The 23,298-nt window shown below is 60.1% G+C and carries 24 protein-coding genes; 19 read left to right on the top strand and 5 right to left on the bottom strand.

Features of this window, described 5'->3' with window-relative positions:
* Positions 1–5: 5 nt before the first annotated feature.
* From D3870_RS04855 to D3870_RS04830, 6 genes are all read left to right on the top strand, one after another.
* Positions 6–1,115, top strand: coding sequence for an ABC transporter ATP-binding protein (locus tag D3870_RS04855; RefSeq protein ID WP_119737136.1), 1,110 nt, complete (start codon positions 6–8; stop codon positions 1,113–1,115).
* A gap of 63 nt (positions 1,116–1,178) precedes the next feature.
* Positions 1,179–2,537 (top strand): ABC transporter substrate-binding protein, encoded by a 1,359-nt coding sequence (locus D3870_RS04850; protein ID WP_199710520.1) that lies wholly within the window; start codon positions 1,179–1,181, stop codon positions 2,535–2,537.
* 242 nt (positions 2,538–2,779) lie between these two features.
* Positions 2,780–3,667 carry a carbohydrate ABC transporter permease gene (locus D3870_RS04845; protein WP_119737134.1) on the top strand — a complete coding sequence of 296 codons (888 nt, stop codon included), beginning with the start codon at positions 2,780–2,782 and terminating at the stop codon, positions 3,665–3,667.
* Positions 3,664–4,500 (top strand): carbohydrate ABC transporter permease, encoded by an 837-nt coding sequence (locus tag D3870_RS04840; RefSeq protein WP_242489866.1) that lies wholly within the window; start codon positions 3,664–3,666, stop codon positions 4,498–4,500. The genes D3870_RS04845 and D3870_RS04840 overlap by 4 nt, the downstream gene beginning before the upstream one ends.
* A gap of 2 nt (positions 4,501–4,502) precedes the next feature.
* Complete coding sequence (locus tag D3870_RS04835; RefSeq protein WP_119741682.1) at positions 4,503–5,273, top strand: SDR family NAD(P)-dependent oxidoreductase; 771 nt, start codon at positions 4,503–4,505, stop codon at positions 5,271–5,273.
* A 12-nt stretch (positions 5,274–5,285) separates the two neighbouring features.
* Complete coding sequence (locus D3870_RS04830; protein ID WP_119737132.1) at positions 5,286–6,386, top strand: glycerol dehydrogenase; 1,101 nt, start codon at positions 5,286–5,288, stop codon at positions 6,384–6,386.
* A 14-nt stretch (positions 6,387–6,400) separates the two neighbouring features.
* Here the strand turns inward: D3870_RS04830 and D3870_RS04825 are convergent, their stop codons facing one another.
* Positions 6,401–7,417, bottom strand: coding sequence for a LacI family DNA-binding transcriptional regulator (locus D3870_RS04825; RefSeq protein ID WP_242489865.1), 1,017 nt, complete (start codon positions 7,415–7,417; stop codon positions 6,401–6,403).
* 482 nt (positions 7,418–7,899) lie between these two features.
* Between D3870_RS04825 and rsxB the strand changes: the two genes are divergently transcribed.
* From rsxB to D3870_RS04810, 3 genes are read left to right on the top strand one after another with little or no spacing between them, the layout of a single operon-like run.
* Positions 7,900–8,694 carry an electron transport complex subunit RsxB gene (gene rsxB / locus D3870_RS04820; protein ID WP_119737128.1) on the top strand — a complete coding sequence of 265 codons (795 nt, stop codon included), beginning with the start codon at positions 7,900–7,902 and terminating at the stop codon, positions 8,692–8,694.
* A complete protein-coding gene (gene nth / locus D3870_RS04815) occupies positions 8,691–9,341 on the top strand; it encodes an endonuclease III (RefSeq protein WP_119737126.1) in 651 nt (216 codons plus the stop codon). The genes rsxB and nth overlap by 4 nt, the downstream gene beginning before the upstream one ends.
* A gap of 31 nt (positions 9,342–9,372) precedes the next feature.
* Complete coding sequence (locus D3870_RS04810; RefSeq protein ID WP_119737124.1) at positions 9,373–9,795, top strand: DUF1841 family protein; 423 nt, start codon at positions 9,373–9,375, stop codon at positions 9,793–9,795.
* Positions 9,796–9,886: 91 nt separating this feature from the next.
* Here the strand turns inward: D3870_RS04810 and D3870_RS04805 are convergent, their stop codons facing one another.
* From D3870_RS04805 to D3870_RS04795, 3 genes are read right to left on the bottom strand one after another with little or no spacing between them, the layout of a single operon-like run.
* Positions 9,887–10,240: a c-type cytochrome gene (locus tag D3870_RS04805; RefSeq protein WP_119737122.1), complete on the bottom strand. Its 354-nt coding sequence runs from the start codon at positions 10,238–10,240 to the stop codon at positions 9,887–9,889.
* A gap of 11 nt (positions 10,241–10,251) precedes the next feature.
* Positions 10,252–10,572: a c-type cytochrome gene (locus tag D3870_RS04800; RefSeq protein WP_119737120.1), complete on the bottom strand. Its 321-nt coding sequence runs from the start codon at positions 10,570–10,572 to the stop codon at positions 10,252–10,254.
* Positions 10,569–10,904 carry a hypothetical protein gene (locus D3870_RS04795; RefSeq protein WP_119737118.1) on the bottom strand — a complete coding sequence of 112 codons (336 nt, stop codon included), beginning with the start codon at positions 10,902–10,904 and terminating at the stop codon, positions 10,569–10,571. The genes D3870_RS04800 and D3870_RS04795 overlap by 4 nt, the downstream gene beginning before the upstream one ends.
* Between D3870_RS04795 and D3870_RS04790 the strand changes: the two genes are divergently transcribed.
* The 3 genes from D3870_RS04790 to D3870_RS04780 are packed head-to-tail and all read left to right on the top strand — an operon-like array spanning position 10,903 to position 13,543.
* Positions 10,903–11,757: an AAA family ATPase gene (locus D3870_RS04790; protein ID WP_119737116.1), complete on the top strand. Its 855-nt coding sequence runs from the start codon at positions 10,903–10,905 to the stop codon at positions 11,755–11,757. The genes D3870_RS04795 and D3870_RS04790 overlap by 2 nt on opposite strands.
* 6 nt (positions 11,758–11,763) lie before the next feature.
* Entirely contained in the window at positions 11,764–12,372 is a 609-nt protein-coding gene (locus tag D3870_RS04785; RefSeq protein ID WP_119737114.1) for a GNAT family N-acetyltransferase, read from the top strand.
* Position 12,373: 1 nt separating this feature from the next.
* Positions 12,374–13,543 carry a vWA domain-containing protein gene (locus D3870_RS04780; RefSeq protein ID WP_119737112.1) on the top strand — a complete coding sequence of 390 codons (1,170 nt, stop codon included), beginning with the start codon at positions 12,374–12,376 and terminating at the stop codon, positions 13,541–13,543.
* A gap of 24 nt (positions 13,544–13,567) precedes the next feature.
* Here D3870_RS04780 and D3870_RS04775 read toward each other — a convergent pair whose 3' ends face one another.
* Positions 13,568–14,395: a response regulator gene (locus D3870_RS04775; RefSeq protein WP_119737110.1), complete on the bottom strand. Its 828-nt coding sequence runs from the start codon at positions 14,393–14,395 to the stop codon at positions 13,568–13,570.
* A 414-nt stretch (positions 14,396–14,809) separates the two neighbouring features.
* Between D3870_RS04775 and D3870_RS04770 the strand changes: the two genes are divergently transcribed.
* The 7 genes from D3870_RS04770 to D3870_RS21945 all read left to right on the top strand — a co-directional run bounded on the left by D3870_RS04770 (position 14,810) and on the right by D3870_RS21945 (position 23,239).
* Complete coding sequence (locus D3870_RS04770; protein ID WP_199710518.1) at positions 14,810–14,914, top strand: universal stress protein; 105 nt, start codon at positions 14,810–14,812, stop codon at positions 14,912–14,914.
* Between the two features lie 102 nt (positions 14,915–15,016).
* The gene (locus tag D3870_RS04765) at positions 15,017–15,919 is read left to right on the top strand and encodes a diguanylate cyclase domain-containing protein (RefSeq protein WP_199710516.1); all 903 of its coding nucleotides are present in this window, start codon (positions 15,017–15,019) and stop codon (positions 15,917–15,919) included.
* Positions 15,920–16,203: 284 nt separating this feature from the next.
* Positions 16,204–18,186 carry a DNA topoisomerase IV subunit B gene (locus D3870_RS04760; protein WP_119737106.1) on the top strand — a complete coding sequence of 661 codons (1,983 nt, stop codon included), beginning with the start codon at positions 16,204–16,206 and terminating at the stop codon, positions 18,184–18,186.
* The gene (locus tag D3870_RS04755) at positions 18,186–18,953 is read left to right on the top strand and encodes a lytic transglycosylase domain-containing protein (RefSeq protein WP_119737104.1); all 768 of its coding nucleotides are present in this window, start codon (positions 18,186–18,188) and stop codon (positions 18,951–18,953) included. The genes D3870_RS04760 and D3870_RS04755 overlap by 1 nt, the downstream gene beginning before the upstream one ends.
* A 17-nt stretch (positions 18,954–18,970) precedes the next feature.
* On the top strand, positions 18,971–21,283 hold the full coding sequence (parC, locus tag D3870_RS04750) for a DNA topoisomerase IV subunit A (RefSeq protein ID WP_119737102.1): 2,313 nt from the start codon (positions 18,971–18,973) through the stop codon (positions 21,281–21,283).
* A 313-nt stretch (positions 21,284–21,596) separates the two neighbouring features.
* Entirely contained in the window at positions 21,597–22,718 is a 1,122-nt protein-coding gene (locus D3870_RS04745) for a DUF6745 domain-containing protein (protein WP_147375708.1), read from the top strand.
* A gap of 65 nt (positions 22,719–22,783) precedes the next feature.
* Positions 22,784–23,239, top strand: a complete 456-nt coding sequence (locus D3870_RS21945) for a hypothetical protein (RefSeq protein ID WP_147375707.1) — start codon at positions 22,784–22,786, stop codon at positions 23,237–23,239.
* The last annotated feature ends 59 nt before the right edge of the window (positions 23,240–23,298 follow it).

The following is a 23,298-nucleotide window of genomic DNA, read 5'->3' as shown; positions in this document are numbered from 1 at the left end:
CCACGATGACAAAAATTGTTCTGTCCCAGGTAAGCAAGCGCTACGGCGAACAGGCCGTCGTGGAAAACCTCGATCTGGAAATGGCGGATGGCGAATTCATCGTGCTGGTCGGGCCGTCGGGTTGCGGCAAATCGACGACGCTGCGCATGATCGCCGGCCTCGAAGACGTGAGCAGCGGCGCAATACGGATCGGCGACCGCGATGTGACGGGACTCCAGCCCGGTGAGCGGAACATCGCGATGGTGTTTCAGAATTACGCGCTCTATCCGCACAAGTCGGTCTACGAAAACCTCGCCTTCGGCCTGCGCATGCGCAAGGTTCCGGCGGCCGAGATCGAGAGCAAGGTGCGCTGGGCGGCGCAGATGCTCGGTATCGAGAATCTGTTGACCCGCAAGCCGCGCCAGTTGTCGGGCGGACAGATGCAGCGCGTCTCCCTCGGACGAGCGCTGGTCAGATCGCCCGAGGCCTTCCTGCTGGATGAACCGCTGTCGAATCTCGATGCCAAGCTCCGTATCAGGATGCGCGAGGAAATCGGGCAACTGCACAAGCGCGTCGGCACCAACATGATCTATGTCACGCATGACCAGGTCGAGGCCATGACCCTGGGCGACCGCATCGTGATCATGAATCAGGGTCGCGTGCAGCAAGTCGGCAAGCCGCTCGACGTCTACGACAAGCCCGCGAATCTGTTTGTCGCCGGTTTCATCGGCGCGCCTGAAATGAATCTGATCAAGGGGACGCTGCAGGAAGTCCAGGGCCGCATCATGTTCCAGGGACCGGGCATTTCCCTGCCCGTTCCGCCAGCGATGCCGAACAAGGCCAGGCCGGGCACGGAAGTCGTTCTCGGGATACGTCCCGAGCATGCAAGCATGACGAGCGGCCATGGCGATGGCACGGCCGGAACAATCTCCCTGGTCGAGCAAATGGGGCCGCATACGCTCACGGTCCTTGACCTGGACTGCGACAAGACCTCCCCCTCCGCGGCTCCATCCCGTTTTCGCGTGCTGTCCGCGCGGCGCGACGAAGTGCGCACAGGGGAACGTTGCCGCGTGCATCCGGACCCGTCCCGCATCCATTTATTCGATGCAGCATCGGGCAACAATTTGGCGATGTAGTAATTGCAGTTGATGCAGTTGATTGATGCAGTCCTGACATATCCAATAACCAAGGAGACGACAATGAAACAGGATGACAACAACGATTTACTGACGCAGGATGCCCGGCTCGCACAAATGCCCGCCCCGGTCCGCAGACGCGATGTGCTGAAATCGGTCGCAGCGGGATTGACGCTGATGAGCGTCGGCAGTCCGGCGGTGTTCGCCCAGCCAAAAACGATTCGCTTTCTGAACGCGGAACCTGGCCGCGATTCCGTGCGTGCGCTGCGGGTGGCAGCCGCCGAGTATGAAAAGAAATTCGGCGTCAAGGTGGTGATCGATACGGTGCCGCCGGATGATGCCTACAACAAGCTGCAAAGCTCCATCGCCGCCGGCGCGCCATACGACGTCGGCACGCTCGCATTTGCCGGACATGTATTGCTGCTCGCGCAGGCCGGCAAACTGGTTCCGCTCACAAAGCTGGTGAAAAAGAACACCTGGGGCCCCAACATCCTCTTCCCCGTCAATGGCGAAAATTACTGGTATCCCTACGACTACAATTTCTGCTGGATGTACTACCGCAAGGATCTGTACCAGCAGAAGGGGCTGAAGGTTCCGACCACCTGGGATCAGATGGCGGAGAACTGCAAGGCGCTGACCGAAGGCGGAAAGTTCGGCGTCGGCCACCCTGTCGGCGGCAACGCGGCAACGCAATGGATGTCGATCGGCTATATGTGGGCCGATGGCGTACGCCTGCTGGACAACAACTTCAAGCTGATTGCCGACAATGCGGAAATGAAGCCGAAGATGATCGCGTATCTCGACTTCATGAAGAAAATGTCTCCGAGCATGCCGCCGGGGATGACCCAGGCTCTGTTCGGCACGGTACTCGGCCAGTATTCCGGCGGACAGATTGCGCATGCCCCTTACGCAGGCCGCCTGATCGAGGTGCTGGAAGACAAGGCCCCGGACCTGGTGGCAAAGACCGGCTTCTTCATGTACCCGGACAGCGCCGGCAAGGGGTCGGCGGTCAATCACGGCTACGACGGCTGGGTGGTGCTCAACACGCCGATGCAAGACGAGTCGCTCAAGTTCATGGAATGGTTCATCGAGAACCACTACATCAATTTCCTGCACTCTGCGCCATTGCACTTCCAGCCGCCACGCATGGATGTGTACGACGACATCCGCTGGCGCGCGCACCCGATGGTCGAAAAGCATGCGGATCTCGTTGCCTTCATGAAGAGCATGCTGACGCGCAAGGACATCGCCATCCGCTCCATCGACACCGAAGGTCCGACCGTCGATCTGCGGCCCGGCAAGATGTTTGAATCGTTCGCGATCTGCGACGCGATCCAGAACGTCTTGTACAAGGGGATGCCTTCCGCCGAAGCAGTCGATCTCATGTCTGCGAAGTACCGGGCAGTGCTTCCCGCTGCCTGATGCATCTCCAGGCAGGCACACAAAAGTTTTTTGGCAAGAATCCAGTGTCCTGATGAAGGCAGGATGCGCCATGCGCACCCTGCTGACATCCCTCGGACGGATGGAAAACCTGCATTCGGCCCGGGCTTTGTCAAAGACTTTTTCTGACCTGCTTTGCAGTCTGTTGAAACACACGTCCCACCCGCTCATCACAGACCGGACGGGACTCACATGACAATCGACTCTTGAGGCCGGCGACGCGTATGCTTTCCTTCCGTACAACCAGCGACAAGCTCCTGCTCGTCTTCTTCATTGCCAGTGTCGCGGTCACGCTGGTGCTGATCCTGTTCCCGGCTTTGCACGCGATACAGCTCAGTTTTTACCAGTCCGAATCCTTCGTTTCCGCACGCACATGGATCGGTATCGGAAACTATCTGCGGGTCTTGAACGAACCCGGCTTCTGGCGTGCCTTCCTCATCGGGCTCAATTTCAGCGTCCTGACCATCGTGCTGCAAGTCGTGCTGGGCATTGCCTGCGCGCTGCTGCTGGACCAGCCATTCTTTGGCCGACCGGTGATTCGCGGACTTGCCATCCTGCCCTATCTGCTGCCAACCGTCGTGGTGGCGGTTGCCTTTCAATGGCTGCTCGACGGCAGTCTCGGCCTGTTGACGATCTGGGCCGAGCGTCTCGGGTTCGGCCGGCCGGCCTGGTTCGAGCATCCGACGATGGCCATGCTGATCGTGGTCGTCGCCAGCGTATGGACCTGGACGCCGTTCGTGACCATCTCCTTCCTCGCGGCGCTGCAGACCATTCCTAAATCGCTCCATGAAGCGGCGCGCGTCGACGGCGCCGGCCCGTGGAGCCGTTTCTGGCATGTGACCATCCCGATGCTGGTGCCGATGCTGACGGTGATCGTTCTGTTGCGCAGCATCTGGATGTTCAACAAATTCGACATCATCTGGCTCATGACCAAGGGCGGTCCCTTGTCGGCCACCGAGCATTTGCCCGTGCTTGCCTACCGGCGCGCGTTCATGCAATACGATGTCGGCGGCGGCGCGGCCATCGCCACGCTGTCATTTGCCGTGCTGTCGCTTCTGATCATCGTGTATTTCTATTTCTATCCGCTGGACGGAAAGGATGGCAATCAATGATGGAACGCTCCCTGCATCTGCGCGCACTGACCCTGGTGGCCGCCGCGCTCCTGGGGTTGTGGTCATTCTTTCCGATCTACTGGATGATCGCTTCCAGCTTCCGGCCGGAGCGCGATCTGTTCGCGGAACCGACACTCATCCCGAAAACCATCGACTGGAAATTCGGCTCCTACCGCAACCTGCTTGAGCTGACCGACTATCCGGTGCAATTTGCAAACAGCGTGCAGGTGGCGCTGGCCGTGGTGGTCATCACGCTGCTGATTTCGGTTGTCATTGCCTATGTCGTGACGCGCTATCGCATACCCGGTAAAACCGTGATCATCGGCAGCATGCTGTATGCGTACATGTTCCCTCCGCTGCTGCTGGCGATTCCGCTGCTATCGATTTTTGCGCGTCTGGGGATGGCAGACCACCTGATATCCGTGGTGCTGGCGCATTGCACCCTGAGCATTCCGCTCGGGGTCTGGATGCTGTGGGGATTTTTCAAGGCCATGCCGTTCGACCTGGAGGAAGCCGCGATGGTGGATGGCTGTTCGCGTGCCGGCGCGTTCTTCCGCATGGTGCTGCCGCTGTCGGCCCCCGGGATCATCACGGTTGCGATTTTCTCGTTCCTGCTGTCATGGACCGATTACGTATTCTCATTCGTGCTGGTCAACAGCGATGCCAACAAGACGCTCCCGGTCGGACTTGCCTCGATCCTCGGGACCTTCGATGCGCGCTGGGGAGAGCTGATGGCGGGCGCGACGCTGATTGCCCTGCCGCTCTTCGTGATGTTCATGTTCCTCAGCCGCTACTTCATCAAGGGCCTTGCGGCCGGTGCCATGAAAGGATGACCATGGATTTCGGACTCGCGGGAAAAGTCGCGCTGATTACCGGCGGCGGACGCGGCATCGGATTTGCGGACGCACGGGCGCTTGGCGCGGAAGGCGTCACCGTCATCATCATTGAACTCGATGAAACAGCGGCGGAGCATGCCGTGGCCACGCTGAAAGAAAGCGGCGTCAACGCATTCCATTATGTGGGCGACGCTGCGGACGAGACGGTGGCAAGGCATGCCGTCGATGATGTTGTGAAGCGCTTCGGACGCATCGATATCCTGATCAACAATGCGGGCATCGGCGTCAAGCCCGCCTACCTGGTGGAAGACATGCCGGCCCAGGCGTGGGACGCCATGATTCATGTGCACATGAAAAGCACCTTCCTGTGGTCGCGGGCAGCAATCCCGCACATGAAGGCTGGCGGATTCGGCCGTATCGTCAATACGTCCTCGATGAACTTCACCGGCGGCGGCCGGCCCGGCGTTTCCCACTATGCCGCCGCCAAGGCCGGTATCCTCGGCTTCACGCAGACCCTGGCCAGAGAAGTCGGGCCGTTCGGCATTACCGCCAATGCGATCGCGCCCGGCTACGTCGACACCGACTTGATTGCGCAGTTTTCGGATGACATGCGCGAACGTCTCTGCAAGCAGAATCCGGTGGGCCGCACCTGCAAGCCATCGGAAGTCGCCGCGCTCGTGACATTCCTGTGCTCAAGCCAGGCGGCGTTTATCAATGGCGAGATTGTCTGCATGGATGGCGGCAGACGCGATTTTTATTGGGGCAACTGAAAGGAGAGGCTCATGCCGGTCAAGGCAATCGGTTTTCCCGGACGCTACTTGCAAGGTCCCGGAGCAATACGCGAACTCGGCAGCTTGTTGCGCGAGTTCGGCAGCAGGCTGCCGCTGGTGGTGGCGGACGATATCGTGCGGCAGGCGGCCGGCAGGGAACTGGATGAGGCATTGGCATCCGCAGGCATCACCGCCCGCCATGCACGCTTTCCCGGTGAATGCACGGCTGCCGTGATCGGCGGGCTTGCCGAGGAAGCTGCGAGCAGCGGCATCGACATGGTGATCGGCTTTGGCGGGGGCAAGACGATCGATACCGCAAAGGGCGTGGCAAAAGCGCTCGGCTGCCGGCTTTTCATCGTGCCCTCGATTGCCTCGAACGACTCTCCAACCAGTCGCCTGATCGTTCTCTACAACGAACAGCACATGGTGGCCGGCGTCGAGACGATGGTGCGCAATCCCGATGTCGTCCTCGTGGACACGGCGATCATCGCGCGCGCGCCGGCACGATTCTTCATTGCCGGTTTGGGCGATGCATTGAGCAAGAAATTTGAAGCAGCGCAATGCCATCTGGCCGGAGGAAAGAACTTCTTCGGGACCGAATCCCTGTCCACCGCGCGGCTGCTGGCGGATCGCTGCCATGACACCATTCTCGAATTCGGCCTGGATGCCGTCGCTCAGGTGCAAGTGCATGGAACGCCCAATGAAGCCGTGGAACGCTGTGTCGAAGCATCGGTATTGCTGAGTGGACTGGGCTTCGAAAGCGGCGGCCTGTCGCTTTCGCATGCGCTGACGCGGGGCTTTACCGCGCATGCGCAGTTGAGCAGGTTCCTGCATGGCGAACTGGTCGGGTTTGGCACGATTGTTCAGCTCATTGCCGAGGACCGGTCGGCAGCCGAGGTCCGCAAGCATGCGCGCTTCTGTCATTCGCTGGGATTGCCGGTACGCTTTGCCGACATGGATGTGGCGCATATCAGCGATGTCGAGTTGGCCGACATCGCCCAGAAAACATGCGCTGCGCCCTACATCGGCAACCTGCAGCCGGCAGCGGATGCCGAGCGTATCGTCGATTGCCTGCAGCGCGCGGATCGCCTGGGCAACAGCCTGATGCAGTAGTCGTAGTCGGCGCGTCAGGCAACGTCGTGCGGCTGTCCGGGCGCAGCGGTGGAGCCGCGCACTACCAGTTGCAAAGGATGGAGCATGGAGTTGATCTGCGTTTTCCGCCCTTCGATCAAATCAATCAAACCGATCGCACCGTCATAGCCCATCTGCTCGACCGGCATCTGCACCGTGGTCAGCGGCGGGAACATCGCTTCTGCAATGGGCCCGTCATGCACGGTCACAACCGATAGATCCTCGGGAACCCGTATGCCGTATTGCTGTATCGCCATGATGGCGCCGGCGGCAGCGGCCAGCGTGATGGCAAACACCGCGGTGGGTGACGTCCCGGCTTGCCGGAGAACGGTGCGCATCGCTTCCGCTCCGCCCTTGATGGTGTAACCGGAAACCGCCACGAGGCCGGGATCAAAAGGAATCCCCGCTTCGGCCAGCGCATCGCGATAACCGGCGAAACGCCCGATGCCGGTAGAGGGATTGAGTTGGCCGGACAAATGCGCGATCCGGGTATGGCCGAGATCGATCAAATGTCGAACCGCGATTCTGGCTGCTTCGCTGCTGTCGAAGTAAATCGAATTGTCGATGCCTTGCATCGCGCGGTTCAACAGCACGACCGGCACCCTGGCTTTCCGGGCCGCGCGCAAGACGACACTGTTGTCGTCCAGTGTCGTGATCAGAAGCCCGTCGACGCGGTTGGCGCTCGCCAGCCGTTCATAAGCGTCATCATCCGGGAAGCCTTCTTCGATATGCGCGATCAGCAGCGAATATCCGCGTTCACGAGCGCCCCGCTCGGCCCCGATGATCATTTGGGAAAACACGGGATTATCCAGTTGGGGAACGGCGATTCCCAGCGAAAATGTCTTGGCCACGCGCAGACTGCGCGCCGTGATGTTCGGCTGGTAGTCAAGCCTTTTCGCGGCTTCCAGAATCCGCAGGCGCGTTTCCTCTCCCACGCGTTGTTTCTGATCGCCGCGCAGTACGCGCGATGCGGTGGAAACATCGACACCCGCATGGGAGGCGACATCGTTCAATGTCGCGCGCGCACTTGATGGAAGCGGAGACAGACTATCGCTTGGCAAATCTTTTGACATTGACGTGGCCCATGCCGCTTCACGCGGAAATTATGGATTGGCAACTGCCAACCCGTGTACTGTACCGATTCAACTATGCAGGATTGGCGCAGTGGAGATGCGCTGAATGTCCCATGCGCCAGCGCCCTCTTCCTCGTTTTTTCTCAAGGAAGTGAAACCTGATTTTACTCAGCTGCGTTGAACAAATTCAAAGCGTTTATTCACAAAAACGACAATAGAAAGCATTCCGGAACTCACATGACAAACATGACAAGCGATTGATCGTATTTGCTTTCCAAATACACAACACATTTTCAGGCGCTATCACCGCACCTGACTTGCATCTCCTCCGCCAATAAGCGCGGCATCCGGAAGCCGCCCTTTTTATTTGAAGCATGGTCGATTTACTCGGATAATCTCGTTTTACCTCAAAGAATTCCGCCTTGTCTTCATCCCCATCAAAAACGCTGGCCGACCGGATCGAGGATCTGTTGCCGCAAACGCAATGCACCAAGTGCGGCTACCCCGCCTGCCGTCCGTATGCGGAAGCGGTCGCGGCCGGCGCGGCGAATTACAACCAGTGCCCGCCTGGCGGGATGGAAGGCATCGCCCAACTCGCGCATTTGCTGGGCAAGCCGGTCATCCCACTCAATCCGGTCAACGGCATCGAGCGCCCGCGCCCGGTGGCCGTGATCGACGAGACGCTGTGCATCGGCTGCACACTGTGCATCCAGGCCTGCCCGGTCGATGCGATCGTCGGTGCGGCCAAGCAGATGCACACCGTGGTCACCGACCTCTGCACCGGCTGCGACCTGTGCGTGGCACCCTGCCCGGTCGATTGCATCGACATGGTCGAGGTCACGCCCGGCAAGACGGGATGGACCGCGTGGTCACAGCAGCAGGCCGACGATGCGCGCGAGCGCCACACTTTCCGCACCTTCCGCCTGCGGCGCGAAAAGGAAGAAAATGATGCGCGCCTTGCCGCCAAGGCGGCGGCAAAACTGAAGCAGGCCGAACTGGAAGCCGCATCATCGCCCGAAGAGCAAGCTGCACAGGAACGCAAGAAGGCGATCATCCAGGCCGCGATGGAACGCGCCCGCCTGAAGAAGGAGCAGATGGCGGCACAATCCACGCCCACCGCGCCAGCCTCGACCTCGCTCGTCGACGTGTCGCGCTCGGTGCGCAAAGGCATCGAAGAGATTGCGGAAAAACTCGAACAACAAAAGGGCAAGCAATGAACGCCGAAAAGCGACTGGAAATCTTCAGGCGATTCCGCACCGCAAACCCGCATCCGACCACAGAACTCGAATACATCACGCCATTCGAATTGCTGATCGCCGTCATCCTGTCGGCCCAGGCGACCGATGTGGGCGTGAACAAGGCGACGCGCAAACTGTTTCCGGTGGCGCCGACGGCGGCCGCGATGTATGCATTGGGCGTCGACGAACTGACCGCCTATATCCGCACCATCGGCCTGTACCGCACCAAGGCGAAGAACGTCATCGAAACCTGCCGCCTGCTGCTGGAGCGGCACGGCGGCGAAGTGCCGCGTTCGCGTGAAGCGCTCGAAGCGCTGCCCGGCGTCGGCCGCAAGACCGCCAATGTGGTGCTCAACACCGCGTTCGGCGAACCGACCATCGCGGTCGACACGCACATTTTCCGCGTCAGCAACCGGACCAATATCGCGCCCGGCAAGAATGTCGACGAAGTCGAACGCAAGCTGATGAAATTCGTGCCGGCGGAGTTCCGGCATGATGCCCATCACTGGCTGATCCTGCATGGACGCTACACCTGCATCGCGCGCAAGCCGCAGTGCTGGAACTGCATCATTGCCGATCTGTGCGAATATCAGCCGAAAACATCCCTGCCGTCGAAAGGCGTCTAAGGGCTATCGCAAACGCAATATTCTTGAAGCAATGTTCAATCCATCCCAGCACGACGTTCGCCGATTCTTTTGCGAGACCTTCCGCAAGCAGCGCGCAGGTGAAATCCTGACGCCACTCGAAGCCATCGCGCGCGACTGGATCGTGCAGCACCCGGAATATGACGATGCGTTGAAAGACGTGGATGCGGCACTGGCAGCCGACTATTCGGTCGAACGCGGCCAGAGCAATCCCTTTCTGCACTTGTCGATGCACTTGTCCATTGCCGAGCAGATATCGATCGATCAACCACCGGGCATCCGCGCCGCCTTCACGGCGTTGGCGCAGCGGCTCGGTTCCGGACATGAAGCGCACCATCAAATGATGGAATGCCTCGGCGAGATGGTATGGGCATCGCAGCGCAGCGGCTTGCCGCCGGATGGCGCGGCCTATGTTGACTGCATCAAGCGGCGATAAGCCCGCGTACTTCCGAAAACAAAAAAGCCACGGAAACCGTGGCTTTTTCATGCTGCGATCGCGCTGCATATTGCAGCGCGTATTTCATTGCTTACCTGCGCAATACGAGCACGCTCGGCAGGCTGTGCAAATAGGCAGCGATATCCTGAACATCCTGACGCGACAGCGGCTTGACCTGGGCGCCCATGATCGCGTTGCTGCGGCCGTTCGCACCGTCGCCGCCGCGCTGATAGCTGATCAACGCACGCTCGAGATAATCCTGGTGCTGGCCCGCCAGCTTTGGATAGCTCGGATCGATCGGTGTGTTGTAATCCTTGCCATGGCAGGCAAAGCAATTGTACTTGTCAGCGGCAGCCTTGCCCGCCGCGATATTGCCGGCAGCGAATGCGCTGAACGAAATCGCGGAAGTGGCCAGAACGGCGGCGCATGCAAAAATCTTTTTCATCACGTATCCCCTTATTTCTGCTCGGCGTAGTAAGCGGCGACGTCAGCAATATCCTGATCCGTCAAACCAGCAGCGATGCCACGCATCGAAGGATGCTTGCGCTCGCCTTTCTGGTAGGCCCGCAGCGCATTCTCGATGTACTTGGCCGATTGACCGCCGATCATCGGTACCTGATAAACCTCGGGGAACGTGGTCTTGTAGCCCGGAATGCCGTGGCAGCCGATGCACATCGAAACCTTGTTCTCAGCTGCTTTGGCATTACCGACGACATCCGCCGCTGCGGCGAGATTGGCGACACCCGCAAGCGCGAGAAGCGCAATTAGTTTTTTCATGATAGCTGGGGTAATTTAATGCGAAATTGGCTCAGTGCGGCAGCGGACTGCATGGGCTTGGGCAACGACTTTAAAAGTTGCTTTGCTGCACTAAAAACGCTTAATTTTACCTTAAGACCGTTTTGCAGTCCATGGCGATTCTTGTATCGGAATTGCGCTTGATCGATGTTGACCGACTGACATCTTCCGCCTTCACCATTCACTGCCGGGCACGTCTCGACGACGCAATCATCCTGCATCATGCTTCGAATTTCGCCGAATTCAGCCAGAAAACGCCGCACTCTTTCTCGCTTATACTTGATTTCATTTTCCTCGAACTGATACAAAACCATGCGACAAGAGACACGCTTCGAAGGCTCCGGAAATTATGTGGCGACCGCCGACCTGAAACTGGCGGTCAATGCGGCACTGACGCTGCAACGCCCGCTGCTGATCAAGGGCGAACCCGGCACCGGCAAGACCATGCTGGCCGAGGAAGTCGCGGCCGCGCTCGGCATGCCGCTGTTGCAGTGGCATATCAAATCCACCACCAAGGCGCAGCAGGGTCTGTACGAATATGACGCCGTGTCGCGCCTGCGCGATTCGCAGTTGGGCGACGAGCGTGTCAAGGACATTCACAACTATATCGTCAAGGGCGTTCTGTGGCAGGCGTTCACCGCCGATGAGCAGGTCGTGCTGCTGATCGACGAGATCGACAAGGCCGACATCGAGTTTCCGAACGACTTGCTGCGCGAACTCGACCGCATGGAATTCCACGTGTACGAAACGCGCGAGATGGTCAAGGCAAGGCACCGTCCGCTGGTCATCATCACGTCGAACAATGAGAAGGAATTGCCGGATGCCTTCCTGCGCCGCTGCTTCTTCCACTACATCAAGTTCCCGGACAAGGACACGATGGAGCAGATCGTCGATGTGCATTTCCCGCGGCTGAAGAAGGATCTGCTGGCGCAGGCGCTGCAGACCTTCTATGAAGTGCGCGACGTGGCGGGATTGAAGAAGAAGCCATCGACTTCCGAATTGCTGGATTGGCTGAAGCTGCTGCTGTCGGAAGACATCCCCGCCGAGGCGCTGCGCAGCAAGGATGCGAAAAGCGTGGTGCCGCCCCTTCACGGCGCGCTGCTGAAGAATGAGCAGGATGTGCATCTGTTCGAGCGGCTGGTGTTCATGTCGCGCACGAATCGTTAAGAAGCCATGATCAACGTTGAGCCAGTGACGCTGGAATCGAACGGCGTTCGCCTCGAACCGATGACGGCTGCGCACGTATCCGAGCTTGCGCGCGCCGCGCAGGATGGCGCGCTCTGGAATATCCGGGTCACATCGGTACCGGCCCCGGGCGATGAAGGCACCTATGTGAACACGGCGCTCGAGATGCGTGCTGCCGGCTCCCGCCTGCCCTTCGTCGTGCGTGAACTGGCCGGCGACAAGATCATCGGCACCACCAGCTATCACGACATCATGCCGACGATAGACCGCGTCGAGATCGGCTATACCTGGTACGCGAAATCCTGGCAGCGCACACACGTCAATGCGAGCTGCAAGCTGATGCTGCTGGAGCATGCGTTCGACACGCTGGGATGCAAGGTCGTCGGCTTCCGCACCGACAACTTCAATCATGCGTCGCAAGCCGCGATCGAGCGTCTTGGCGCAAAACGCGATGGCGTGATTCGGCATCATGCCTTGCGGCGCGACGGCACCATCCGCGATACCGTGATGTACAGCATCGTCGCGGGAGAATGGCCAGAAGTGCGCGCGCAACTGCACTACCGGCTCGCCCGCAATCAGCAACGCCTGGAGGCATGACATGCTGATCGATTTTTTCTTCACGCTGAAAGACGCCAAAATCCCGGTGTCGATCAAGGAATTCCTGATCCTGCTGGAAGCGATGCAGAAGAACGTGATCAGTCCGTCGCTCGACGATTTCTATTACCTTTCGCGCACGACACTGGTCAAGGACGAAGCACATTACGACAAGTTCGACAAGGCCTTCGGCATGTACTTCCGAGGCGTCGATGCGATCTTCGAGAAGAATCCGGAGATCCCGCTCCAATGGCTGATGAAGCGCATGGAGCGCGAGCTGACGCCGGAACAGAAAGCCGCGATCGAAAAGTTCGGTTACGACAAGCTGATGGACCGTCTGAAGGAGCTGCTGAAGGAACAGAAGGAGCGTCACGAAGGCGGCAGCAAGTGGATCGGCACCGGCGGCACTTCGCCGTTCGGCAATGGCGGCAACAATCCGGAAGGCATCCGCATCGGCGGCGAAGGCGGCAACCGCTCGGCGGTGAAAGTGTGGGAAGCGCGCTCCTATCGCGACTACGGCGACGAGCGCGAACTCGGCACGCGCAATATCAAGGTGGCGCTGCGCCGTCTGCGCAAGTTCGCGCGCGAAGGTGCGGAAGAGGAATTCGCGCTGGACGACACGATCCGCGCGACCGCGCACAACGCCGGCTATCTCGACATCAAGATGCAGCCGGAGCGCAAGAACAACATCAAGGTACTGATGCTGATGGATGTCGGCGGCACGATGGACGACCACATCGCGCGCACCGAAGAATTGTTCTCGGCGGCGAAGACCGAGTTCAAGAACATGGAGTTTTTCTACTTCCACAACTGCGTGTACGACTATGTGTGGAAGAACAACCGGCGACGTCATGCGGAGCGTTTCCCGACCTGGGACATTCTGCGCAAATACACGCCCGACACCAAGTTGATCTTCGTCGGTGACGCCACCATGAGCCCGTACGAAATCCTGCAGCCCGGCGGCTCGGTCGAATACAACAACGAGGAAGCGGGCGCAGTCTGGCTGCAGCGATTCACCAGCACCTTCCCCAAGTTCATCTGGCTCAATCCGGAACCGGAAGGATTGTGGCAATACCGGCAGTCGATTTCGGTGATCCGTCAGATCATGAACAATCGCATGTTCCCGGTCACGATCGACGGGCTGGAACGCGGGATGCGCTTGTTGAGCAAGTAGGACGCGGCGAACCTCGGCGCGGATTCAGCGCAGGAAGGGCATGAACTTCTTGAGCGCGCTCAACATGTGCTGCGGCGCCAGCGGCTTGATGAGGTAGCCGTCTGCGCCGACATGGCGCGCCTGCTGCATATCGTATTCGGCAGCATTGCCGACCAGCAGCATCACCGTGCTTTTCGCCGGCGCGTCCTTTTCCTTGATGGCCCAGCACAAACGGTACGGGTCCACCTCCTGAGCGGAGGTGTTGATCATGGCGACCGCCACGACTTGCTGCCGGCATGCGTCGAGCGCCTGGTCTTCAGAGTCCGTCCAGACCACAGGCACGTTGTGACGCGTCAGCAGTTCGGCCAGAAAATCGCGCAGCGCCGGCGTCTTGTCCACCACCAGCACCGCGCCTTGGTCGGGACGCTTGACGCGCATGCGTTCATATTCAGCCGGATCAGCATTCGAATCGAGCCGCGCACGGCGACGGCGCTCCGGCACGATCACGATGTCGGACGCCTGCAATCGCGACAAGGCATCGGCGCGCCTTTCCACCAGTTCATCCAGCACCTCGAACAACTTTGGCCAGCAAATCGGCCGCTCCACACATGGAAACGGCAAGTCCATTTTCGGGACACCGACCAACAGCGCCGGCCGGATCACGCTGGGGTGCATGCTCGGCAATGCCGCCAGGGCTTTCAGATCGTCGGCGTTGACGAGGTACAGGTTGGGGTCCTGCAGGTTGTCGTCAGCCAGCGCGAAGTAGCCGTATCCCTTGCCTTGTTCAGTGGCAAAGATCGATTCGAATGCCGCTTGCTCCTGCTCGGAGAAGCCGATCAGGCGGACGGCGAATGGAAAATACGGGCGTGACATGGTGTTGCATTTTATAAAGTTTTTCGTGCCTTGTTGCAAGCTTGGCGGGGTTTTTGCCCATATCCGGGCAATTTTCATCTTTCGAACCACAAGTGGAATTTCACGCTTGCGTATCTCCGCGCAACATCGTAATGCGGCGATCGCCATCGACGATGCGGCCCGCCGCGCCGGCGTCGATTCTCAGCGATTACAAAACGAATTCCGACAACTGCAGGTCGGCCTCCAACATCTCCGAATGGCCAGCGTGCCATCAGCTTGCTTCAGCACCAGCTCATGCTGTTCATCGCGGGTCACCAACTTGCATGTCCTGAATCAAGGATCCGGCTTTGCGCATCGTCATCGTGCCGAGTAAGAAGCATTTGACCCAAATCAAGGAAACCGCACCAAAGAAAACCCATCCTGAACATGATCATCATGGGGTCGCACGGACGCGGCGCATTCAAGAAACTGATCATGGGTTCGGTCGCGTCCAAGATGCTGGCGATGGATGCCGACATCCCGGTGCTGATCGTGCGTTGAGCTTTTTTGCTGGATGAATTGCGGCGCGGCGCCTTCGCCGCAAATACAAGGTACAAGGTCTGGTTTGCAATGTCACCGCCCATCTCAAGATCGGAACGGCCCTTGCAGCAACTGCCTGTTGGCATGCTCGCCAATGCGCTCTCCTGTGCGGCCAATGCCATCTTCCTGACCGACCGTACCGGGCATATCGTCTGGGCCAACGAAGCGTTTTGCCGATTGAGCGGCTATTCCCTGCAGGAAGTCCTCGGTTACACGCCCGCCATGGTGAATTCCGGCATGCAAAGCGACAGCTTTTATGCGGACCTGTGGCGCACCATCCTGACCGGCAATGCGTGGCGCGGACGGATGGTGGAGCGTCGCAAGAACGGGGCGCTGTACTCAGTCGAGGAAACCATCACGCCGCTGCGGGACGAACAAGGTGTCATCACGCATTTCATCGCCATCCAGCTGGACATGACGCTGCAAAAGGAGGGGAGCGAGCATGAACGGGAACATTACCTTGCCTATCATGACGTATTGACGGGTTTGCCCAACCGCACGATGTTTGTCAATCTGGAGCAGCAAGCTCTGTCCTACGCAAAACGCGAGCAGCTTGCGCTGGCTCTGCTGTTTCTCGATCTCGACCGCTTCAAGGAAGTCAATGACGTGTTCGGGCACATCGTCGGCGACCGCCTGCTGCTGGCCGTGGCGGAAAGATTGATGGCCGCAATCCGGAAATCGGACACCGTGGCGCGCTTCGGCGGCGACGAATTCGCCATCCTTATCCCCAATCTCGCCGACACCGGCGTCGCCGTCAATCTTGCCCGCAAGCTGACCGCCATCATCGCCCAGCCGTTCAGAATCACCGAACGGGAACTGCACATCGGCGTCAGCATCGGCATCGCCATCTACCCGGACGATGGCGACACGCCCGAGGAATTGATGAAAAAAGCGGACGAAGCGATGTACCGCGCAAAAAAGAACGGGGGCAACACCTTTCGCTTTCCGGATCGGCATACGCCGTGATGATGCCGACGTGATGAGGCAGGATGGGCATCGCGAGACATCGCAGCGTTGCATATAAGAAACAATCCCGCCTCTGCCGGCTTCGCCTGCTTCCGTTTCCCTGCAGTTTCTCCGCAGTTTCCTTGAATGCGGCCCTGCCTCCGGTTTTCTTCGCATGCCGTTACGGCACTCTGGTTACAATCAAGGCCGACACACGCATTGGGCATTGCCGCCCGTTTGTGTTTAAATTCATTCCCGAAAGCAACAAATCAGGCAACATTCCGATCATCTGGCGTTTTAACTGAATGGCTACCAAAAAAACTTCCGACTATAGCGAAGCCTCGATCCGGGTTCTGAAAGGACTCGAACCGGTCAAGCAGCGGCCCGGCATGTACACCCGGACCGAGAATCCCCTGCATATCATCCAGGAAGTCATCGACAACGCCTCCGACGAAGCCCTAGGCGGCTATGGCAAGAACATTCTCGTCACCTTGAACACCGATGGCAGCGTCAGCGTCGAGGACGACGGGCGCGGCATCCCGGTCGGCCTTCATCCCGAGGAAAAGGTACCGACGGTCGAAATCGTCTTCACCCGCCTGCATGCGGGTGGCAAGTTCGACAAGGGTTCGGGCGGTGCATATTCCTTCTCCGGCGGCTTGCATGGCGTCGGCGTATCGGTCACGAATGCCCTCTCCTCGCGGCTGGAAATCACGGTGTGGCGTGAAGGTGGTGTGCATCAGCTCACCTTCGCCGACGGTGATGTGGTGGAAAAACTGAAATCGCGCGCTGCGACCAGGGATGACAAGAAATCCGGCACGCGCGTCACGGTGTGGCCGAATGCGAAGTATTTCGATTCCTCCGCCATCCCGCAAGCCGAACTGCTGCGCCTGCTGCGCTCGAAGGCCGTGCTGCTGCCGGGTGTCAGGGTCACGCTGGCCAACGCGAAGAACGGCGATACCCAGACCTGGCAATACGATCAGGGCCTGCGCGGCTATCTGCTCGAATCGCTGGCGCAGACCTCGAATGCCGAGCCGCTCATTCCGCTGTTCGAAGGCGCGCAATACGCCGGCGCCGATACCGAAGGTTTTGCGGAAGGCGAAGGCGCAGCGTGGGTGGTGGCATGGACCGAGGAAGGCAACATCGTGCGCGAGTCGTACGTGAACCTGATCCCGACGCCGGCCGGCGGCACGCATGAGTCCGGCTTGCGCGAAGGCTTGTTCGGCGCGGTGAAGAGCTTCGTCGAAATGCATTCATTGCTGCCCAAGGGCGTCAAGCTGCTGCCGGAAGACGTATTCGCACGCGTTTCCTTCGTGCTGTCGGCCAAGGTGCTCGATCCGCAATTCCAAGGCCAGATCAAGGAACGCCTGAATTCGCGCGATGCGGTGCGGCTGGTGGCGACCTATACCAGGCCGGCGCTGGAACTGTGGCTGAATCATCACGTCGATTACGGCAAAAAGCTGGCCGAACTGGTCATCAAGCAGGCGCAATCCCGCCTGCGCTCAGCGCAGAAGGTCGAGAAGAAGAAATCCTCCGGCGTCGCGGTATTGCCGGGCAAGCTGACCGATTGCGAATCGGATGACGTGTCGCGCAACGAACTGTTCCTGGTCGAGGGCGATTCCGCCGGCGGCTCGGCGAAAATGGGACGTGACAAGGAATTTCAGGCGATTCTGCCCTTGCGCGGCAAGGTGCTGAATTCGTGGGAAACCGAGCGTGATCGCCTGTTCGCCAACAATGAAATTCACGATATATCGGTCGCCATCGGCGTCGATCCGCACGGGCCGAATGACACGCCGGATTTGAGCGGCCTGCGCTACGGCAAGATTTGCATCCTGTCGGACGCGGACGTCGACGGCTCGCACATCCAGGTACTGCTGCTGACGCTGTTCTTCAAGCATTTCCCGCAACTGATCGCACGCGGCCACATCTGCGTCGCGCGGCCCCCGCTGTATCGTGTCGATGCACCGGCGCGCGGCAAGAAGCAGGCGCAGAAACTGTATGCGCTGGACGACGGCGAACTGGAAGCGATCGAGGACAAGCTGCGCAAGGATGGCGTGAAGGATGGCGGCTGGGCCATCTCGCGCTTCAAAGGCCTGGGCGAGATGAACGCGGAGCAGTTGTGGGAAACCACGATGAATCCCGATACGCGCCGCCTCTTGCCGGTATCGCTCGGCGATTACGATCTGACCGCCTCCGAAACGCGCTTCAACATGCTCATGGGCAAAGGCGAAGCCGCGGCGCGGCGCGCCTGGCTGGAAGAGCACGGCAACGAAGCGGAAGCGGATATCTGATGCGGTTTGTCCCGCTTTGCATCGCATTGTCCGTCGGCTCGGTGGCGCTGCCGGCGCTGGCCGACATCTACGGCTATGTCGATGCGGGCGGCGTCGAGCATTTTTCGACGGAGAAACTGGACGGCCGCTATCGCCTGTTCATGAAAGGCGGCATGGTGTTCGACAGCGCGCGCGCGGAACCTTCTTCGCCGGGCTCGCCGAAAAAATTGCCAGCCTCGCAGTATTTCGCTCAGCATCCGAACCTGAAAAAATACGAGCCGCTGCTGCATCAGGCGGCGCAGGATTTTTCGCTCGACCCGGCCTTGCTGAAGGCGGTGATGGCGGCGGAATCGGGCTTCAACCCGAGCGCCGTGTCACCCAAGGGCGCGGTCGGCCTGATGCAGATCATGCCTGCCACCGCCGAGCGCTACGGCCTGCAGGCGGACCGAAACCGGACGCTGACACAGAAACTGGCCGACCCGGGGATCAACATCCGGCTCGCCGCGCGTTACCTGCGCGACCTGCATGACATGTTCCCGTTGAAGCCGCACCTGGTGATCGCCTCCTACAACGCCGGCGAAGGCGCGGTGCAGAAGTACAACAACCAGATCCCCCCCTATCCCGAGACGGTCAACTACGTGAAAGTGGTGACGCAGTTTTATCAGCTTTTCAAACCATCATCCGACCGGGTTGCGGTCGGCGCATCCGATGTTGCCGTCCCTGTCGTCAAGCGCATCCGCATGACGATCCCCGGACGCAGCAACATGCCGACGATGACCAGTGAATAGAATAAAAGTGAAACACAATGACTGAACAAGCCAATCTCTTCGATCAAGCACCCGCCGGCGACGGCGAATCGCTGACGCTCGCCAGCTTCGCCGAGCGCGCCTATCTCGATTACGCCATCTCGGTGGTGAAAGGCCGCGCCCTGCCCGACGTCTCCGACGGCCAGAAGCCGGTGCAGCGGCGCATCCTGTTCGCGATGAACGAACTCGGACTGAACTCGACTGCCAAGCCGCGCAAATCGGCAGCGGTGGTCGGCGACGTGCTCGGCAAGCTGCACCCGCACGGCGACCAGTCGGTGTACGACGCGCTGGTACGCATGGCGCAGGACTTCTCGCTGCGTTATCCGCTGATCGACGGCCAGGGCAATTTCGGTTCGCGCGACGGCGACGGTGCGGCGGCGATGCGGTACACGGAAGCGCGATTGACGCCGATTTCGAAGCTGCTGATGGATGAAATCGACATGGGCACGGTCGATTTCCAGCCCAACTATGACGGTTCGACCGAAGAGCCGAAGTTGCTGCCGGCGCGTCTGCCCTTCGTGCTGCTGAACGGCGCATCCGGCATCGCGGTCGGCCTCGCCACCGAGATCCCGTCGCACAACCTGACGGAAGTGGCAAAAGCGGCAGTCGCCCTGATTCGAAATCCTCATCTCTCCCACAAGGAATTGATGGAGTTCATCCCCGGTCCTGACTTCCCGGGCGGCGGACAGATCATCACGCCCGCCTCGGTCATTTCGGAAATGTACGAAAGCGGGCGCGGCACGATGAAAGTCCGCGCACGCTGGAAGATCGAAGAGCTGGCGCGTGGCCAGTGGCAGGCAGTGGTTACCGAACTGCCGCCCGGGACGTCGTCACAGAAGGTGCTGGAAGAAATCGAGGAACTCACCAATCCCAAGGTCAAGCTCGGCAAGAAAACGATCTCGCCCGAGCAGATGGCCCTGAAGCAGATGATCCTGTCGGTACTCGACACGGTGCGCGACGAGTCCGGCAAGGATGCGCCGGTGCGCCTGGTGCTGGAGCCGAAGTCCAAGAACCAGGATCAGACCGAATTCATGAACATCCTGCTGGCGCACACCTCGCTGGAAACGGGTGCGTCGCTCAATCTGGTGATGATCGGCGGCGACGGCCGTCCGCGCCAGAAACCGCTGTCCGACATCCTGCGCGAGTGGATCGCATTCCGCTTCACCACGGTCACGCGCCGCACGCGTCACCGCCTGCAGAAGGTGGACGATCGCATCCACATCCTCGAAGGCCGCGAAGCGGTACTGCTGAACATCGACAAGGTCATCAGGATCATCCGTGAATCGGACGAACCGAAGACCGCGCTGATGCAGGCGTTCAAGCTGTCGGACCGCCAGGCGGAAGACATTCTCGAAATCCGCCTGCGCCAGCTGGCTCGCCTGGAATCGATCAAGATCCAGCAGGAACTGGCCGAGCTGCGCAACGAAAAGACCACGCTGCACGACCTGCTCGACAATCCGGCGTCGATGAAGAAACTCATCATCAAGGAAATCGAAACCGACGCCAAGCAGTACGGCGACGCGCGCCGCACCCTGATCGAGGAAGCGGAAAAGGCCGTCGTCGAGCAGAAAGTGATCGACGAACCGGTGGCCGTCGTCATTTCGCAAAAAGGCTGGGTGCGCGCACGCACCGGCCACGGCCACGACTCCGCGCAATTCACCTTCAAGGCGGGTGACGGCCTGTACGGCACGTTCGAATGCCGCACGGTCGATACGCTGCTCGCCTTCGGCTCGAACGGACGCATCTACTCGGTTTCCGTCGCGGCGCTGCCGGGGGCGCGCGGCGATGGCGTCCCGGTCACCACGCTATGCGAACTGGCCAGCGGTACGCGCCTGCTGCATTACTTCACCGGGCCGGCCGACACGACACTCCTGCTTGCCTCCACAGCCGGCTACGGCTTCACCGCCAAGGCGGGCGACATGGTCAGCCGCAACAAGGCCGGCAAGGCCTTTGTCACGCTCGATGAAGGCGACGAGCCGCTCGCACCCGGCGTGGTCGGCAGCAATGCCAGCGCAATCGCCTGCCTGTCGGAGAAAGGCCGTCTGCTGGTGTTCGGCCTCGATGAAATCAAGACCCTGTCGGGCGGCGGACGCGGCGTGATCCTGATGGAGCTGGAAAAGGACGAGAAGCTGCTTGCCGCGCAGGCCATCAGCCAGAAAGGCGTGACCGTATCCGGCACTGGCCGCGGCGGCAAGGAGCAGGAAGTGGCCTTGTCGGCATCGGGACTGGCATCGCATATCGGCAAGCGCGCGCGCAAGGGCAAGGTGCTGGACGCGAAGATCAAGCCGGCGGGACTGGCGGCAACCCGATAAAGCCAGCCGCCATCCATCGAAACCCGGTGGGAGCGTTGCGTGCAACGGCAACGCTCCCGTTCCCTGCAGCATCGAAAGAAACGCCGGATCGACCGCAGGTTCGACGCAGCGCCTCCCCGCACGCATAGTCGTACCTCCGCCCCCTCTTTCCAGCCGCCCTCGCTCCGGCATGGAACCAAATCCCGCCCGACGCCACTCAATCATGACAGCGAAATCGCAGTGAGATGGCAGCGGCGGCCAGGCAAACCGGCAACGTCACCGCCTCCAATACGCACCGCGACTCGCTCCGACAACACAACAACAAGGCGCGAGCGTGCAGCAATCACTCCTGCAGAAATCACTGAACAACCAGATGGCGCGGAAAGCCGTCTCCACTCTGGATTTTTCCAGGCTGCGGCAGGCCTGGGTCCGCATCGGACTGACCACGCAGCCCGCCGAACGCGATGCCGCCGAGGCCGCAGTCAGAAAGGCCTACCAGGCGGCCGGCCTCGCCGTGCCGGAAAAAGTGGTCTGGTGCGAATCGCCATTCTCGCAGGCGCTGGTACGCGCCATTGTGCTCGACCCGCACTTCGCCGATGGCGTGGTAAGCAGCATGTGGGTCAACGTAAAGAAAACCAACGGCCCCGGTATCCGGGACGACATAAAGGATGCCTTCTGCAGCAGCATGCGCCTGTTCGACACCGGCGCGGTCAAGCAGAGGCTGATCAATGCGATCAAGAACGATGTCACGGCAGGCATGTATGAACACATGCTCGGCACGATGAACGAGAGCGTGCGCTTCAGCGCAACCGATAGCGTGTGGCAAAGCATCTGGCACAGCGTATGGGAAAGCACCGAAGACTGCATCCTGACTGCGATCGGCGACGGCATCCGCGCCGCAGTGAAAGCGCAGGACAAGCAAGTGCTGGAAGACACGATCAGGAGCCGGCTCACGGCATGCATCGGTGACTCGGTCAAGACGACGGTCTGGGACGGCGTGATGGAAAATGCATGGGCCAACATCCGCAGCGGCGCCGACAGCAAGGCGCGCGTGAGTGCGTGGAAGAATCTGTGGGAAGTCCTGCAAAAACCGATCTGGGAAAACATCGCGAGCCCGATCGGCGAACACGTGAAGACCTGCGCCAGCGGCAGCGCGCAAGCGAGCGGCTACGGTCAACATGACGCGTACTGGCTATCGTTCTATGCCTACTTCCGCGAGGTGGAGGGTCTGGAGGAAGAAACCGAGCAGATCACCGGCCTGCTGGATCTGGCCAAGACGGCGGGATGGTTCACCCCGCATGCCAGGGTGTGCTGGGTCAGCGAAAGGCCGCGCACGCTGTCGCTGAACGACAAGGGAAAACTGCATTCCAGCGACGGGCCGGCGCTGACTTACCCGGATGGGTGGCAGGTCTATGCAACGGATGGCGCGCTGCGCTTTTCGAGCGTTCCGCAATAAACAAGGACATGCTGGCTGCTTCCATCGGTTGACCAGCACACCCCATCAAGCATGGAGAGAACACAATGACCAACAGAATCCCCCACAATTTTCAGTCGCCAACCACTCTGCACGAGACCGAAGCATCTCGTAGAACGTCCACGGCGAAAACCGGGACGACAACCGGGACGCCAGTATCCGCGCAAAAAATCGGCGGCGGTGAAGCCACTGCGAAACTTTCCCGCGGCACAGGTGGCGCCTTGCAAAACTCGCTCATGGAAAAGTTGGGGCAGGCAGGAAAGCTCGCCGCGCAGAACAGCGGGCCAGGCATCGACATCGCAGCGAAAGCCTTCGGCAACACCCCGGCAGTCAAGGTCGCCGCCACGTTGGCCAATGCGGCGGCTGGATCCGGCAATACAGCTCTCGCGCTGGGCTTGCTGGAGAAGCACCCTGAATTGAAAAAACTCGTGTGCGGCCTCAACGGTTGGACCGTGGGTCAGGAAGCGGAGGCTTTCAAGGACATGAAACGACCCGGTTTTTGACGGGTCCCCTCGCCGGCAATGTCACGCCATGCACGCTGCACGGCGTGACATTTGTCGCG

The sequence above is a fragment of the Noviherbaspirillum cavernae genome (assembly GCF_003590875.1).
In the GTDB taxonomy this organism is placed as follows: domain Bacteria; phylum Pseudomonadota; class Gammaproteobacteria; order Burkholderiales; family Burkholderiaceae_D; genus Noviherbaspirillum; species Noviherbaspirillum cavernae.
The sequence above is the reverse complement of the archived record's forward strand: the minus strand, read 5'-3'. Positions and strand labels throughout refer to the sequence as shown.